Source organism: Acidimicrobium ferrooxidans DSM 10331 (genome assembly GCF_000023265.1).
GTDB lineage: Bacteria > Actinomycetota > Acidimicrobiia > Acidimicrobiales > Acidimicrobiaceae > Acidimicrobium > Acidimicrobium ferrooxidans.
In genome coordinates this window covers 785,726-800,197 of the sequence record NC_013124.1, presented here as the reverse complement: position 1 = coordinate 800,197, position 14,472 = coordinate 785,726, and the positions used below count along the sequence as shown (strand labels likewise).

Annotated in this window: 16 protein-coding genes; 11 read left to right on the top strand and 5 right to left on the bottom strand. The window is 67.8% G+C overall.

Going from position 1 to position 14,472, the window contains the following annotated elements; genetic code table 11:
- Complete coding sequence (locus tag AFER_RS04065) at window positions 1–231, bottom strand: hypothetical protein (RefSeq protein ID WP_041661672.1); 231 nt, start codon at window positions 229–231, stop codon at window positions 1–3.
- A gap of 62 nt (window positions 232–293) precedes the next feature.
- Between AFER_RS04065 and rsfS the strand changes: the two genes are divergently transcribed.
- On the top strand, window positions 294–722 hold the full coding sequence (gene rsfS / locus AFER_RS04060) for a ribosome silencing factor (RefSeq protein ID WP_083769241.1): 429 nt from the start codon (window positions 294–296) through the stop codon (window positions 720–722).
- On the opposite strand, the gene AFER_RS04055 is transcribed toward rsfS, so the two are convergent.
- Window positions 719–1,288, bottom strand: a complete 570-nt coding sequence (locus AFER_RS04055) for a YecA/YgfB family protein (protein WP_015798225.1) — start codon at window positions 1,286–1,288, stop codon at window positions 719–721. The two genes, rsfS and AFER_RS04055, sit on opposite strands and share 4 nt — an antisense overlap.
- Before the next feature lie 139 nt (window positions 1,289–1,427).
- On the opposite strand from AFER_RS04055, the gene AFER_RS04050 reads away from it, so the two are divergent.
- From AFER_RS04050 to AFER_RS04040, 3 genes are all read left to right on the top strand, one after another.
- Complete coding sequence (locus tag AFER_RS04050) at window positions 1,428–1,781, top strand: hypothetical protein (RefSeq protein ID WP_015798224.1); 354 nt, start codon at window positions 1,428–1,430, stop codon at window positions 1,779–1,781.
- A gap of 38 nt (window positions 1,782–1,819) precedes the next feature.
- The gene (locus AFER_RS04045) at window positions 1,820–2,680 is read left to right on the top strand and encodes a fumarylacetoacetate hydrolase family protein (RefSeq protein ID WP_015798223.1); all 861 of its coding nucleotides are present in this window, start codon (window positions 1,820–1,822) and stop codon (window positions 2,678–2,680) included.
- A 126-nt stretch (window positions 2,681–2,806) separates the two neighbouring features.
- The gene (locus tag AFER_RS04040; RefSeq protein ID WP_015798222.1) at window positions 2,807–4,684 is read left to right on the top strand and encodes a glycoside hydrolase family 25 domain-containing protein; all 1,878 of its coding nucleotides are present in this window, start codon (window positions 2,807–2,809) and stop codon (window positions 4,682–4,684) included.
- Window positions 4,685–4,788: 104 nt separating this feature from the next.
- Here the strand turns inward: AFER_RS04040 and AFER_RS04035 are convergent, their stop codons facing one another.
- From AFER_RS04035 to AFER_RS04025, 3 genes are read right to left on the bottom strand one after another with little or no spacing between them, the layout of a single operon-like run.
- Window positions 4,789–6,123, bottom strand: a complete 1,335-nt coding sequence (locus AFER_RS04035; protein WP_015798221.1) for a vWA domain-containing protein — start codon at window positions 6,121–6,123, stop codon at window positions 4,789–4,791.
- Complete coding sequence (locus tag AFER_RS04030; protein ID WP_015798220.1) at window positions 6,120–6,971, bottom strand: AAA family ATPase; 852 nt, start codon at window positions 6,969–6,971, stop codon at window positions 6,120–6,122. The genes AFER_RS04035 and AFER_RS04030 overlap by 4 nt, the downstream gene beginning before the upstream one ends.
- A 25-nt stretch (window positions 6,972–6,996) precedes the next feature.
- Window positions 6,997–8,274 (bottom strand): glutamate-5-semialdehyde dehydrogenase, encoded by a 1,278-nt coding sequence (locus AFER_RS04025; RefSeq protein ID WP_015798219.1) that lies wholly within the window; start codon window positions 8,272–8,274, stop codon window positions 6,997–6,999.
- A gap of 339 nt (window positions 8,275–8,613) precedes the next feature.
- Between AFER_RS04025 and AFER_RS04020 the strand changes: the two genes are divergently transcribed.
- The 7 genes from AFER_RS04020 to AFER_RS03990 all read left to right on the top strand — a co-directional run bounded on the left by AFER_RS04020 (window position 8,614) and on the right by AFER_RS03990 (window position 14,391).
- Window positions 8,614–9,903, top strand: a complete 1,290-nt coding sequence (locus AFER_RS04020) for an ABC transporter substrate-binding protein (RefSeq protein ID WP_015798218.1) — start codon at window positions 8,614–8,616, stop codon at window positions 9,901–9,903.
- 49 nt (window positions 9,904–9,952) lie between these two features.
- The gene (locus AFER_RS04015) at window positions 9,953–10,858 is read left to right on the top strand and encodes a branched-chain amino acid ABC transporter permease (RefSeq protein ID WP_143711935.1); all 906 of its coding nucleotides are present in this window, start codon (window positions 9,953–9,955) and stop codon (window positions 10,856–10,858) included.
- Window positions 10,851–11,861 (top strand): branched-chain amino acid ABC transporter permease, encoded by a 1,011-nt coding sequence (locus AFER_RS04010; RefSeq protein WP_015798216.1) that lies wholly within the window; start codon window positions 10,851–10,853, stop codon window positions 11,859–11,861. The genes AFER_RS04015 and AFER_RS04010 overlap by 8 nt, the downstream gene beginning before the upstream one ends.
- Window positions 11,848–12,564 (top strand): ABC transporter ATP-binding protein, encoded by a 717-nt coding sequence (locus AFER_RS04005; protein WP_015798215.1) that lies wholly within the window; start codon window positions 11,848–11,850, stop codon window positions 12,562–12,564. The genes AFER_RS04010 and AFER_RS04005 overlap by 14 nt, the downstream gene beginning before the upstream one ends.
- Entirely contained in the window at window positions 12,539–13,264 is a 726-nt protein-coding gene (locus AFER_RS04000) for an ABC transporter ATP-binding protein (protein WP_015798214.1), read from the top strand. Before AFER_RS04005 ends, AFER_RS04000 begins: the two co-directional genes overlap by 26 nt.
- Before the next feature lie 142 nt (window positions 13,265–13,406).
- On the top strand, window positions 13,407–13,928 hold the full coding sequence (locus tag AFER_RS03995; protein WP_015798213.1) for a DinB family protein: 522 nt from the start codon (window positions 13,407–13,409) through the stop codon (window positions 13,926–13,928).
- A gap of 82 nt (window positions 13,929–14,010) precedes the next feature.
- Complete coding sequence (locus tag AFER_RS03990; protein ID WP_015798212.1) at window positions 14,011–14,391, top strand: hypothetical protein; 381 nt, start codon at window positions 14,011–14,013, stop codon at window positions 14,389–14,391.
- Window positions 14,392–14,472: the final 81 nt, after the last annotated feature.

Genomic DNA, 14,472 nt, shown 5'->3' with positions numbered 1-14,472 from the left:
TCACCATCTCCTACGACCTCGAGCAGGCCCGAGCACCGCAGGCTCGCGTGCAGCGGTCGCTCCGAGATAGCTCTCGGCGAGCAAGCGTCCGTCCGTCCTCGTCTGCATCGACTGGGTCAGTTCCATCGCCTCGGTCGGTGTCGCCCGCCGCTGCGCGATGCCGTGCTCTCGGCCGAGGACCGCTCGGCAATCACGAGTCTCGAGTGCCGTCGCGCCCAACCGAACGATCACGACGAGGAGGCCCCATCATCGACATCGCCGACAGCACCCTGCGCCCATTCCACGACCCTGGTGTGAGCACCGACCACGATCTTCACCGCCTCCGGCTCTCCGATCAGCGCACGCACGCGCTCGCGATCGCCCGCATGGCCGAGGACAAGCATGCTGATGACGTCGTGGTCTTGGAAGTGGCGGAACTCACCGCGATCGCGACGCACTTCATCCTCGCGACGGCGCGAAATCCCCGCCTCGGCGCCTCGCTCGTCACCGATCTCGTTCGCCAGATCCGTCGCGATCTCGGACTCCACCCACGCGTCGAAGGACGCCCGGGAGACCCCTGGGTCGTCCTCGACTGCATGGACATCGTGATCCACGTCCTCGCACCCGAGGCTCGCCAGTTCTATCAGCTCGAGCGCCTCTGGGCGGACGCACCGACCATCGCGACAGGCGCCGCAAGCGCGCCCCTCGACGCGGACGACGCTTCCGTCGCGCGGGTCGACTAAGCCGAGCGCAGGTATCCGCGCAGGGCGATCACGCTGGGTTGGATCGCGTCGATGAGTTCGTCCGCGAGGCTGTCCTCGTCGCCGCTCTCCTCGAGCGCGTCGAGACCCTCATCGGTACCGAAACTGATGATCGGCACGAGGAGTTCGGCCACCTCGTCGTTCGTCTCGGCGAGCGCATCGAGCGTGTCACGGTAGAACTCGGTCGCGATCAGAAATCCCGCGCACCAATCCGACGGCGAGACGAGCTCTTCGCCGTCGTCCTCGCCCACGAGGTCGAAGACGGGTACGAATCGCTCGCTCACGTCGGTCGAGTCGAGCACCGATCGCATCTCGTCGACGTAGTGCGCCATCAACTCGATGACCCGCGGTGGTGCCTCATCGGCCGCCTCGCCAAGCGCGACCGCGACCCACGCCGCCTGTGGGACCGCCTCGGGGGCGAGCGCGATGCCGGTCGCAAACCCATCGAAGGCAGAGAACGTCATGCGATCCTCGGGCGCGTCCTCGTCGTCGAAGAAGGCGGCGAGCTCCTCTTCTTCCGGACTCGCTGGCTGTTCCTCTTCGGCCATGACGTGCTCCTTCCTCGAGGCCGTTTGGTGCGGCGGGCAAAGCCCTAAGACTAGCCAACTCCACCCGCGCACTCTCTCTTCGCGAGCAGCGCCCACCGGGTACACTGTGGGGGCCAACCCGCCGACCGGGAGCCGACACATGACACCTCAGCCCTCCAACGACGTCGGGCGCTACGAGACGATCGACACCTGCAACTCCACGTGGATCTTCGACACGAGCGAGCATCGGTTCGTGCGCCTGCCCCGCAACCAAGCACACCCCGATGCAGCGGCGATGGTGCCCCCGTCTCGGTGGGAGCCGTATGACTCCGTCGTCGTCGACCCGGTCTCGGGCGCCTTCCTCGTTCGCCTCAATCCATCGGGATCTCGCATCCTACGCTCCATGATTCATCGGGACCCCTGCCCGCGCTGCTCGAGCGAGTCGGCGGCACCGCTCACCATCGAGCTCGAGACCATCCGGGCCAGCTCCGACGACGCCGACCAGTCCAACTAGCGTTCCACCCACGCACCGCGTCGCACAAGGAGGGAACCGTGCGCCTCGCCACTATCCGCACAGCAACGGGAACGCACGCCGCGATGGATTTCGGTACCCATTGGCGGCTGTTACCATTCCCGGACCTCGCGGCGGCGCTCCGCGCCGTCGAGGGAGACCTCGGCGCGTTCGGCGAGCTGCGTGCAGCCGAAGCCGTCGAAGCCGCCGACGCCCGTTTCGCCCCGACCGTGACGACCCCCGGAGCCATCATCTGCCTGGGGCTGAACTACGCCAAGCACATGGACGAGATGGGTCACGACGAGCGTCCCGCCTTCCCGACCTTGTTCGCGAAGTTCCCACGGTCCCTCACGGGCCCCTTCGATCAGATCACGCTCCCGGTCACGTCCCATGAGGTCGACTGGGAGGTCGAGATCGGCGTCGTCATCGGTCGCCGAGCTCGCCACGTCGATGTCGCCCATGCACTCGAGCACGTCGCAGGCTACGTCGTCGTCAACGACGTCTCCATGCGCGACTACCAACATCGCACGAGCCAGTTCCTCCAAGGCAAGATCTTCGAGGCCTCGACGCCCGTCGGGCCATGGATGGTGACCCGCGACGAGGTCGATGACGTCCGTGACGTGGCTCTCACCACGCGCGTCAACGGGACCACGATGCAAGATGGCCGATCACGAGACATGCTCTTCGACGTCCCGACCACCATCGCCTACCTCTCCGAGATCATGACCCTGGAGCCAGGAGATCTCATCGCCATGGGCACACCCGATGGTGTCGGTGCCGGTCGAAGGCCGCCCGTCTTCCTCCGGCCCGGTGACGTGGTGGAGAGCTCCGTCGAGGGGATCGGCACGATGCGCAACGAGTTCGTCGCGCCAGACGCCGGCCACACCGAGCACCACTCGTAGGGAACCACCTCGATGGCGCGAAGCGGCCGACCTCGTGGGCGCGCCACGCGCTCGGCTCAACGTTTCGAGCCGGCGTGCCGATATCCCCTCTGCTACACGACGCACGCACGGAGGATCGCACCGCTCATGTCGCACCGGTTGCTACGACGCTCGCTCGGAACACTTGCCGCGACGAGCCTCTTGGCCGTCACCGCCGCCGGACTCGCGACCGACCGCCCCCTCACGGCGCAAGCCCCGCACACGGCGGCCACCCTGGCCTCGTCGACCACGCCAGCCGATGGCTATGTTCTCGTCGGGGCGGATGGCTCCTCGTACCCGTTCGCGACACAGACCTTCGGCTCGGTCTACAACCTCGGGCTGACGGGTCTCTACGGGTCTCGCCCGCTCGCTGCTCCTGTCGTCGGGGCAGCCGCCGTGCCAGGCGGTGGCGGCTATTGGCTGGTCGGCGCGGACGGTGGGGTGTTCAGTTTCGGAGATGCCGGCTTCTACGGCAACACCTACACCTTGGGACTCACGGGCCTCGGTGGGTCACGTCCGCTCGCAGCTCCCATCGTCGGGATGGCCGCAACCCCCGACGGCAAGGGCTATTGGCTGGTGGCGGCCGACGGCGGGGTGTTCAGCTTCGGAGATGCTGGCTTCTACGGCAACACCTACACCTTGGGGCTCACGGGCCTCGGTGGGTCTCGTCCGCTCGCAGCCCCCATCGTCGGGATCGTGCCCACCCCCGACGGCAAGGGCTATTGGCTGGTGGCCAAGGACGGGGGCGTCTTCAGCTTCGGAGACGCCGGCTTCTACGGCAACACCTACACCTTGGGGCTCACCGGTCTCGGTGGGTCACGTCCGCTCGCAGCCCCGGTCGTCGGGATGGCCACAACCCCCGACGGCAAGGGCTATTGGCTGGTGGCGGCCGACGGCGGGGTGTTCAGCTTCGGAGATGCTGGCTTCTACGGCAACACCTACACCTTGGGGCTCACCGGTCTCGGTGGGTCTCGTCCGCTCGCAGCTCCCGTCGTCGGGATCGACCCGAGCCCTACCGGTGCCGGCTACACCTTGGTCGCAGCCGACGGCGGGGTGTTCACCTTCGGGGACGCGAGCTTCGACGGCACCACCTACTCGATGGGCTACACGGGACTTGCGGGGTCGCACCCGCTCCCTGGCGCCATCGTCGGGGCGATCGAACTGCCCGCCATGAGCGGGGTCGACCTCAGCAACTTCAACTGCTCGAACCTCCCCTACCTTCCTGTCGGTGACCCACTGCTGCTCGTCGAGTCGAACGGCTGGCCCTTCTCGTACGACTGGACGAGCAACTCCGGCTGCGCCCCGGACGCGTTCCAACAGGCGGTCGGCCTGGGGGGCTCCAGCACCCAGCTCTACGTCTTTGCCGGCGCGAGCAACACCATCCCCCAGGGCACCAACATGGCGCCGCTCGCGATCCCGCCCGCCGGCACCGCAAGCTGGTCGACGTGGAACGGCACCTCCTTCAACCCGGTGCCCCAGGCAGCACTCTCGACGCCGGCCGGTCAGCTCTACACGAGCGCCACGTCGGCGAGCGGGCCCGGTGCCTACTTCTCCTACGGCTACGACGAAGCCGAGTACGCCTACGCGACCTCCTTCGTCGATCTCGGCTCCACTTCGAGCACGCTGCGCAACGCGTGGTGGCTGGACGTCGAGCTCAGCGGATCGTGGACGAGCTCGACGACCGCCAACCGCGACGCGGTCTACGGGGCCCTCGCGTTCCTCGAATCGGTCGGCGTGAGCGCAGGCGTCTACTCGACCAACTACCAGTGGGGTGACATCACCGGCGGCGCGACCCTGCCTGCCGGCACGCCCCTCTGGGTTCCCGATCCCGGGGCGGACCCAGCCAGCGTCTGCGCGGGCACCGCCGGGACCGAGTATGCCCCCTTCGGCGGCGGCACCATTCGCTACGTCCAGTACGGAGCCACGACGGCCTTCTCTGCCAACGGCAACGGCACCGCGGTCGACCTCGACACGGCATGCCCCTGACGCGGGAGCCCTCGTGCGACCTTGACGCGTTTGTGACGCCGTCGCGTTCGTGACATCGTCGCGTTCGTGACATCGTCGCCGCCGGGCGCCTCGCCGGCCAGAGCCTACAGCACCTCCTCGACGAAGCGCTCCAGCTGCGCGAGCGTCCGACACTCGACGACCGACGTGCACGATGGGGCGTAGGCGCCCATGACCGAGTCCCCGCTGTCCCAGTAGCGTGCCGGCTCCGGGTTCAGCCAGTGGGTGGCGCGCGCTCGTCGCGCCAGCCGATCGAGCACCTCGGCTCGCGGCTCGTGGTAGTTCGCGCGGGCATCGCCGAGGACGATCAGCGTGGTCCTCGGACTGACGGCGTCGACGAAGCGCTCTTCGAACTGGGCAAACACGGCGCCATAGTCCGAGTGACCCTGCTTGCCGACCACCGCGGCGCGCTCTGCCACCGCTCGAAGCGCAGCGTCGAGGTCCCACGACCCCCCGACGAGGGGGGTGACCTCGTCGACGGCGTCGATGAAGGCGAAGGCTCGAAGTCGACGCAGCTCCCCTGCGAGCGCCCAGAGCAGCTGGAGCGTGAAGCGGGCGAACGACGCCACCGAACCGGAGATGTCGGTGAGGACAACCACGTCGGGCCGATGCGGTCGCCGCGGCCGGAACACGGGCTCGAGGGGCACCCCACCGGTCGAGAGCGACCGACGGATCGTGCGACGCAGCTCCAGTGGACCGCCCCGGCGTGTCCTACGCCGCTCGAGCCGTGCGACCAGTTTGGCAGCCAGTGGACGCACGGCCTCGCGAATCGCCGCCAACTCCTCGCGTGATGCGTTCATGATGTCGACGTCGTCGGCGATGCGCAGGCCGAGGCTGTGCGCGAGTTCGTCGGGATCGCGCTCGCGAGCAAGACGCGCGCGTACCGCATCGTCGATGTGGCGCGAGAACGACTGGAGACGACGCCTCGCCTCGCGTTCTCGCTCGCGCCAGTCGAGTTCGGCGTCGTGGGGGCGGGCCAAGCCCGCAAGGAGTTCCTCGCGCACCCGCTCGAGATCGAGCCCGCGCTGGGTCCGATAGGCGTAGTAGGCGCCAGCGACCGCGGCGCCAGAGTGCACCTCGCCGAAACGCTCGACCGCGGCAGCAGCCAGCGCAGCGAGTCGCTCGTCATCGCCATCGCGCAACGCAACCTCCAGCTCGGCGCGCATCGCTGCATCGTCGAGCTCCGCGAGGTCCTGGTCCGTCGGGTTCGCCATCGGGAAATAGATGTCGAACAGCACGTCGAAGATGGGAAGCGCCGAGACGTCCTTGACCATCGTGGCGCGCAACGCAGCCCTGAGCGGCGAGCGCGCCAGATCCTCGAGCGCAGCCACGGCACGCAGCGCATCGACGAGCTCGGCCGGGCTCACCGGTGCGCCCGCCTCCGCGAGTGCGCGCCCGAGGCCGAGGACGCGACCGATCACGCGCTGGCCGCCCCGAGCAGCTCGCGCCGGACTCGCTCGATGTCGTGACGATGCTTGAGGAGCAGCGAGAGCGTCGTCTCCACGGTCTCGCGATCGAGCACATCGGCACCGAGCACGACCAACGCACGAGCCCAGTCGATGGTCTCTGCGATCGATGGTCGCTTCTTCACGTCGAGCTCGCGCACGCTTGCGACGAACCGTGCGATGGCATCGGCGAGACTCGCCTCGATCCCCGGCACCGCCTCGAGGACGATCGCACGCTCGCGCTCGGGATCCGGATAGTCGAGGAAGAGGAACAAGGCTCGCCGCTTGAGCGCCTCGGAGAGGTCACGCACGCCGTTCGAGGTGAGCACGACGAGCGGTCGACTCGTCGCCGCGAGCGTGCCGAGTTCTGGGATCGTGACCTGGAACTCCGCAAGGACCTCGAGCAGGAGCGCCTCGGTCTCGATCTCGAGACGATCGACCTCGTCGATGAGCAGCAGTCGGTCGCTCGTCATCCGCAATGCGCGCAGCAGCGGACGCTCGAGGAGGAACGCCTCGTCGAAGACGGAGCCGAGGTCATCGTCGTGGCTCTGGAGCGCCAGGAGTTGCTTGCGGTAATCCCACTCGTACAGCGCCTTGGACTCGTCGAGACCCTCGTAGCACTGCAGGCGCACCAGGTCGAGCCCCCACGCCCTCGCGACCGCCTTGGCGAGTTCGGTCTTGCCGGTTCCTGCGGGTCCCTCCACGAGCACGGGTTTGCCGAGCACACTGGCGAGGAAGATCGTCGTCGCGATCTCATCGGTCGGGAGGTACCCGACCTCTCGAAGCCGGTCCGCGACCACCTGGGGCGAGCCAAAAGCGACCATGTCCACCCCAGGCTAGCGCCCCCAATCAGGTCCGCACGTGCCCGTCGCCCCAGATGACCAGCTTGACGCTCGTGAGCGCCTCGGTCCCCATCGGCCCGCGCCAGTGCAGCTTCTGGGTCGAGATACCGATCTCCGCACCGAAGCCGAGCTGGCCCCCGTCCACGAAGCGCGTCGAGGCGTTGACGAGGACGGCTGCGGCGTCCACCTCGCCCGTGAAGCGCGTCGCTGCAGCCAGGTCCTCCGTGACGATCGCTTCGGAGTGACCGCTCGAGTAGCGCCGAATGTGGGCGATGGCGTCCTCGAGGGTGTCGACGACCCGCACCGCAAGAATGGGGGCGAGATACTCCGTCTCCCAGTCCGCGGCCGTGGCCGGCAACGCCCGAGGGACGAGCGCTCGCGTCCGCTCGTCGCCCCGCAGTTCGCACGAACCGAGTCGCTCGGCGAGCTGCGGGAGGAACTCGTCGGCAACGGCTGCGTGGACGAGCAGCGTCTCGGCGGCGTTGCACACACCGGGTCGCTGGAGCTTCGCGTTCTCGACGATCGCAGCTGCCTTCGCGAGATCGGCTGCCCGATCGACGTAGACGTGGCAGTTGCCGTCGCCATCGATGATCACGGGCACCCGAGCCTCGTCCCGAACCGCCCGGAGCAACCCCGGACCCCCTCTCGGCACCAGCACATCGATGATGCCCTCGAGGCGCATGAACGCCCGAGCACCCTCTCGCGACGTGTCCTCGACGAGCCCGACGAGCGCCTCCGGGAGCCCTACCGAGGCGACCCCCCTCGCGATCGCGCCCCGGATCACACGGTTCGACGCGAGCGCCTGGGACGATCCGCGGAGCACGATCGCGTTCCCCGACGCGAGTGCGAGCGCGGCGGCGTCCGCGGTGACGTTCGGTCGATTCTCGTAGATGACACCCACGACACCGAGCGGGACGCGAACCCGACGCACGCGCAGGCCGTTCGGCAACGTCCAGCCATCGACGACCCGACCGACGACGTCGGGTTGGGCCGCCACCGCCTCCACCCCCTGGGCCATCTGTTCGATCCGCGCATCGTCGAGGCGCAGTCGGTCCCGCTGGGCACTCGTGAGATCGACCGCGTCGGCCACGTCACGCTCGTTCGCCTCGAGAATCGCAGCCCTGCTCGCGCGCAGCTCCCGCGCGGCCGCGAGCAGTGCCGCCCGGCGCTGCTCACCGGGCGCCGCCGCGAGCTGCGGTTGTGCCGCCCGGGCCGCCACCGCGACCGCTTCGATCGCTCGCGCGTCGACCCGATCGACCTGCGCTTGTTCGACACTTTGGATCATCTGACCGCTCCAACTCCGGCGAAGCCCACTCCTGCGCTGTCCCGGCGCCCTGACCGACACCGGCTCGCGAGCCGCTCGACCCACCGATCGACCCGACCCACTCGTCGGGGACCACCGACGTCGCACGGCGTCGCGACCCGCGCGTCCAGTCTACGGCACACAGGTCACCGACGCGGGTGATCAGGGAACCTGAATCTTGCCTGAATGCAGACTGTGCATAGTATCGACATCGCCTTGGCCCCCGAAACCCCACCACCTATGCTTCCGTCGGTTTGGCGCACCGCAGCCGCAGTGCGGCGCAGCGGCGACCACTCCGTGGGATACAAGGGGGAACACCACATGCGAGTACGTCTTCGTCCGCGTCTTCGCCGAGCGTCGCTCGGGGCGCTCACGTTGGGGACGCTGGCACTCACCGCCGCAGCGTGCGGCTCGAGCTCCTCGTCAAGCAGTTCGAGCAGCTCGAGCGCGCCGGCGGCTCCGTCCCAGATCACCGTCGGAACGACGTACGCCTCGTCCGGCGAGTACGCGACGAGTTCGATCCCCGAACTCGACGGCCTGAAGCTCTGGGTCAGCCTCGAGAACGCGAAGGGTGGCGTCTACGTGGGCGCCTACCACAAGCGCATTCCGGTCAAGCTCATCGCCCTGAACGACCAGTCCAACCCATCGACGGCCGGCGTGCTCACCAACCAGCTGATCACGCAGGACAAGGTCAACATCCTCGTCGCCGACTTCGGGTCCGTGCTCACCGCACCGGCCGTCTCGATCGCCCAGGCGCATCACTACCTGCTCTTCGACCAGTCCGGAACCGGCATCCCGTTCTTCACCCCGGGCAATCCCTACATCGTGCTCTGCGACCTACCGGTGTCGTCGATCTGGCCGGATCCGTTGGCGAACTTCATCATCTCGAAGCACATCAACAACGTGGCCATCGTCTACGGGGGCAATGACTTCGACGGCTCGCAGGCCGAGACGCTCAAGGCCAAGCTGACCGCGGCCCACGTCTCGCTGGCCGCCTACGAAGAGGTCCCGACGTCGACGACGAGCTACTCGACCATCATCTCGAGCCTCGCCGCGAAGAAGCCTGGCGCCGTGCTCGAACTCGGCTACCAGCCGAACGACACCGCGTTCTTGCAGCAACTCGAGAGCTCCGGTGACCACTTCCCCATGGTGTTCACCGTCTTCCCGGGGCAGCTGCTCTCGCTGTTCGAGTCGCAGCTCGGCAAGACCGGTCTCCAGTACACCTACACCTACGGGACCAACTTCTACAACACCTACAACTCCGTGACCGAAGGCCTCACCACCTCGGCGTTCATGGCCAAGCTGCAGAGCACCTACCCGAGCGCGGTGAACACACTGGGCCTGCTCGGCTACAACACCGGTCTGGTGGTCGAAGCCGCGCTCCGGCACGCGACCTCGTTGTCCCAGTTGGCGCTGCGCAACGCGCTGACCTCGGTCTCGGGTAACCTCACGACCGTCGACGGCACGTTCCAGATCAACTCCGAGGGAGCACAGACGGGAGAGTTGCTGCCGCTCGCGCAGCTGTTCCCGGGATCGGGCAACACGGTCGCCCTGAAGCCGGTCACATCGCCTGCACCGAACCCGGTCAGCGCCGTCTACCCCGCACCGTAACGACCACCTCACGCGGATCCGCCACCGGTGCTCGGTGGCGGATCCGCGCATGACTGGCTGGAGGAACCGTACCGCCGTGCTCGCCCTCTTTGCGATCATCGGAGGGGTCCTGCTCGGGCTCTTCTATGCCCTCTTCGCGATGGGCCTCAACATCGTCTTTGGTGTCCAACGCATCATCAACCTCGCCCACGGCGACGTCGTCATGCTCGGTGGCTTCGCGGCCTGGGATCTCTACAGCGCCCTCCACATGAGCCCCGTCCTCGCCGCGGTGATCGTCCTTCCCTTCGGCGTCGCCGTTGGCTACGGTTTCCACCGCCTCGTCGTCCCCAGGCTCGCACGCGCTCGGGACATCGAGACCATGTCGCTCGTCCTCTTCTTCGGCATCTCGCAGGTCATCGAGGCACTCGGGGCGATCGGGTTCGGCCCGAACGAACGGACACTGCCGATCGCGGCGCTCCCCTCGCATCCGATCCGCTTCCTCGGCGAGAGCTACCCCGCCTACCTCTGGATCGTCGGCGCGGTGTCACTGCCGCTGCTCGTACTCTTTCTCCTCTACCTCTATCGCACCCCACTCGGCCTCGAGACTCGAGCCGTGATGGCCGACGCGCGCGAGGCCCTCGCCGTCGGCATCGACACTCGTCGGATCTCCGCGATCACCTTCGGCGTCGGCATCGCGCTGGCGGCCGCCGCCGGGGTTCTCGCCATCGTCGTCTTCTCGGGGGTCGACCCGTCCGAGGGAGCGAGCCTCACGATCACCGCGTTCGCCATCATCGTCTTCGGATCGCTTGGCAACCCGATCGGCACCATCGTCGCCGGCATCGCCTTCGGCGTCTTGTCGCAGCTCGCGCAGGTCTACCTCCCGGAATGGTCGAACCTCGTCCCCTACGTCCTCGTTCTCGGTACGATGCTGCTACGACCCGAAGGTCTCTTCGGAAGGAGGGCCCGCGTTGCCTGAGCCTGCGCTCGCCCAACGCCCCACGACCGAACGGCGCTCACGACGACGCCTGGGGCGCCGAGCCATCGCCGATGGCCTTGGCGTCGTCGTCCCGGTCGTCGGCTTTGCGTTCGGCCTCCACATCTACGGCAACGAACTCCTGCTCGTCTATATGATGGGTTACGTCGCGCTCGCTCAAGGCATCAACGTCATCTACGGTTTCACCGGTTATCTTCCGTTCGGTTACTTCGGCCTCTTCGGAGCCGGCGCCTACGCCTCCGGCCTCGCCATCATCCACCTGCACGTCCCGGCACTTGCGAGTGTGCTCGTCGGCGGCCTCGGTGCCGTCGTCGTCGGCCTCGTGCTCATCCCACTGTTTCGGCTCCGAGGTGCCTACTTCGCGATCGCTACCCTCGCAGCTGCTCTCGCCCTCGCCGACATCGTCGCCAACCCGGCCCTTACCTCCGTGACGAACGGTCCGGACGGCCTCAACCTCGCGAGCGCCTACTCCTCCGGCCAGTTCTACGTCGCGTCCATCGTGCTCGTCGGCCTGTCACTGATCGTGGTGGTCTGGCTGCGCAACTCAAGGTTCGGCCTCACCCTCCAAGCCATCCGCGACGAGCCCTACTCCGCCTCGATGGTCGGCGTCAACGTCCCGATGCGCCGCGCCGTGGCGTGGCTGATCGCCTGCGCGATCGCCGGCATGGCCGGCGCCCTCTACGGCTGGGCGAGTTCCCTGTTCTACCCCACCGCCGTCTTCGACGTCACCACGACCGTGCTGGCCCTCGTCTTCGCACTCTTCGGTGGTGTCGGCACCCTGTGGGGCCCAACGATCGGCGCCGTGGTCCTCTATGCGCTCTATGCGATCATCGGCGTGAGCGACCCACAGGCCTTCCAGCTGATCTATGGGCTCGCCATCGTGGTGCTCGTCCTGTTCGCACCTCGTGGCCTCGCCGGCATCCTCACCGCCGTTCGCGGGCTGCTCGTTCGGCGGCCCAAGGAGCTCCCCGATGCCACTGCTTAGCGTCAGGGGACTCGAACAGCGCTTCGGCGGGCTCGTCGCGCTCGCCGGGATCGACTTCGACCTCGAGCCCGCCCAAGCGCTCGGCCTCGTGGGGCCCAACGGCTCCGGCAAGACGACGTGCATCAACGCGATCTGCGGCCTCAACCGCCCCACGAAGGGCACCGTGACGCTCGACGGTACGCCCATCACCGGGGCACGGCCCCACCAGCTCGCGCGCGCCGGCATCGGGCGGACGTTCCAGATCCCCCGCCCGTTCCGCGGGATGACGGTGCGCGACAACCTCCTCGTTGCCACGAGCACGCGCCACCCACGGGGCGACGTGGACCCCGACGAACTCCTCGAGCGCCTCGGACTTGCGCGGTTCGGAGCGTCCGAAGCCGGCACGCTCAATGCCACGCAGCAGAAGCTGCTCGATCTCGCACGTGCCCTCATGCTGCGCCCACGCGTCCTTTTCATCGACGAGCTCGGCGCTGGACTCTCCCCAGCCGAACTGCACAGCATCGCGGGCCTCTTGAACGAGATCGCGGCCGAGGGAACCTCACTCGTCGTCGTCGAGCACCTGCTCGGCTTCCTCGAGCAGGTCACGCCCACGGTCGTCGTGTTGAACGCGGGCTCCTCCATCTTCGTCGGACCGCTGCGCGACGCGCTGCGCGATCCCGAGGTCGAAAGGGTCTTCCTTGGCACCACCAGCGCTCACGATTGACGGTCTCGGGGCCGCGTGGGGCCCCGTCCAGGTGCTCTGGGACATCACGTTCTCGGTCGAGGACGGCGCCGCCACCCTCGTCCTCGGTGCGAATGGAGCGGGGAAGTCCACCTTGCTCGCCACCCTCGTCGGCCTCCACGAGACGCGCGGCGGGTCGGTCTCGCTGTTCGGCGAGTCGGTCGACCGGGTGCCTGCCCATCGCCGCGCTCGTCTCGGCGTTGCGTTCATGAGCGAGCAGGGCATCTTCCCGAGTCTCTCCATCCGCGAGAACCTCGTCCTCGGTGGCCTCCGCCTTCGCCAGAGGGAGCGAGCAGCGCGCATCGACGAGGTCCTCGCGATGTTCCCCGAGCTCGCCGATCGTCTCGGCGAGCCAGCAGGGAGCCTGTCGGGCGGACAGCGCAAGATGGTCGGGATCGCCAAGTGCCTCATGGCGGCCCCACGCCTGCTCATCATGGACGAGCCCTCGGCTGGGCTTGCTCCTCGGATCGTGAACGAGGTGATCGATCGCCTGCGTGATCTCCATGCCCAGGGCATCACGCTGCTCGTGGCGGAACAGAACGTCTCCTTCCTCGAGCTCGCGACCGACGTGATCGTCCTCGAGGGTGGTCGGGTGCGCTTCAGCGGCCCTCGCGACGCCTTCGAACACGACAACCAACTCCGCGAGGCCTTCTTTGGACTCGAAGGCCTCCAAGAGCTCTAACGTGCGCTCGGCGCTCGCCATCGAACCTGGAGGCACCACGCATCCGCCACACCCACCACGATGTCGGACCCGGTAGCCTGCCGAGACGGGGAGCTGGTGGTGACACTGGTAACGGACCCCACCGAGCAAGGAGAGCGCAACGATGCCAGCGACGGTCGGTGAACTGCACGATCCCAGGCGAGTCGAACCAGGGTTCGACGATGGCGAGCGCGCCATGCTCGAGGGATGGTTGGACTACCACCGCACCACGTTGCTCCTCAAGGTCGAAGGCCTCACCGAGGAGCAGCTCACGACGCGTCCGATCGCGACGTCGCTCCTGTCGCTGCGCGGACTCGTTCGCCACATGGCCGACGTCGAGGCGTGGTGGTTTCGCAAGCAGCTCCTCGGCGAGGACGGCTGGGCACCTCGGTTCTGGGATCCAGAGACCCCGGATGCCGATTTTCTCATCGACGCTCCCGTGGGCTTCGCCGACGACCTCGCCACCTGGCAGAGCGCGATCGATGCGAGCCGGCGCGCCATCGACGGGCGCGAGCTGACGTGGGCACGCCAGCCCGGCGCTCCGACCATCCGCTGGGTCCTCGCGCACATGATCGAGGAGTACGCCCGTCACAACGGCCACGCTGACCTCCTGCGCGAACTCATCGACGGCACGGTCGGTTCCTGAGAGGACGACACCGCCGCGACTTGCGCTGGCCCGCCCGGTCGTCGAGACTATGAAGGCACGATCCGACCACGAGGAGTACTCCATGGCAGGCAAGAAGACCGTGACCTTCGGCGACAAGCAGGTCGACCCGAGTGAGCTCGCGACCAAGGTACGCCAACTCCTCGAGGGCGATGGCTTCACCGTCGAGATGGCCGGGGATGGCACGAAGGGTTTCGTGCTGCAGGCCAAGAAGGGTGGGTTCCTCGCTGAGATCATCGATGCGCAACGGGCCCTCGTCTTCACCGTCACACCGAGCCCCGTCACCGTGACGATCGGCGTCGGCAACTGGCGCAAGGACCTCGTCGTCGCGGGCGTGGAGACGCTGCTCATCTCCGACCTGTTCCTGCCGCTCGATCTCGCCGAGCTCGCGTGGAATCGCGAGATCGAGGACAAGCTCGCTCGCCGCATCGCCGAGCTCGTCTGAGCACGCCACCACGGCTCTCGGCCGTGGTCAAGGCGGCGTCGCTCGCCAAGGCCGCCTCGTCGGCACGGCACCGAACGCTCG

Excerpts from the sequence above, each read along its gene's own strand:
- AFER_RS04055 (WP_015798225.1), bottom strand. The coding sequence starts at position 1,288 with ATGGCCGAAGAGGAACAGCCAGCGAGTCCGGAAGAAGAGGAGCTCGCC.
- AFER_RS04005 (WP_015798215.1), top strand. The coding sequence starts at position 11,848 with ATGCCACTGCTTAGCGTCAGGGGACTCGAACAGCGCTTCGGCGGGCTC.
- AFER_RS04020 (WP_015798218.1), top strand. The coding sequence starts at position 8,614 with ATGCGAGTACGTCTTCGTCCGCGTCTTCGCCGAGCGTCGCTCGGGGCG.
- AFER_RS03995 (WP_015798213.1), top strand. The coding sequence starts at position 13,407 with ATGCCAGCGACGGTCGGTGAACTGCACGATCCCAGGCGAGTCGAACCA.
- AFER_RS04040 (WP_015798222.1), top strand. The coding sequence starts at position 2,807 with ATGTCGCACCGGTTGCTACGACGCTCGCTCGGAACACTTGCCGCGACG.
- AFER_RS04025 (WP_015798219.1), bottom strand. The coding sequence starts at position 8,274 with ATGATCCAAAGTGTCGAACAAGCGCAGGTCGATCGGGTCGACGCGCGA.
- AFER_RS04015 (WP_143711935.1), top strand. The coding sequence starts at position 9,953 with ATGACTGGCTGGAGGAACCGTACCGCCGTGCTCGCCCTCTTTGCGATC.
- AFER_RS03990 (WP_015798212.1), top strand. The coding sequence starts at position 14,011 with ATGGCAGGCAAGAAGACCGTGACCTTCGGCGACAAGCAGGTCGACCCG.
- AFER_RS04050 (WP_015798224.1), top strand. The coding sequence starts at position 1,428 with ATGACACCTCAGCCCTCCAACGACGTCGGGCGCTACGAGACGATCGAC.
- AFER_RS04030 (WP_015798220.1), bottom strand. The coding sequence starts at position 6,971 with ATGGTCGCTTTTGGCTCGCCCCAGGTGGTCGCGGACCGGCTTCGAGAG.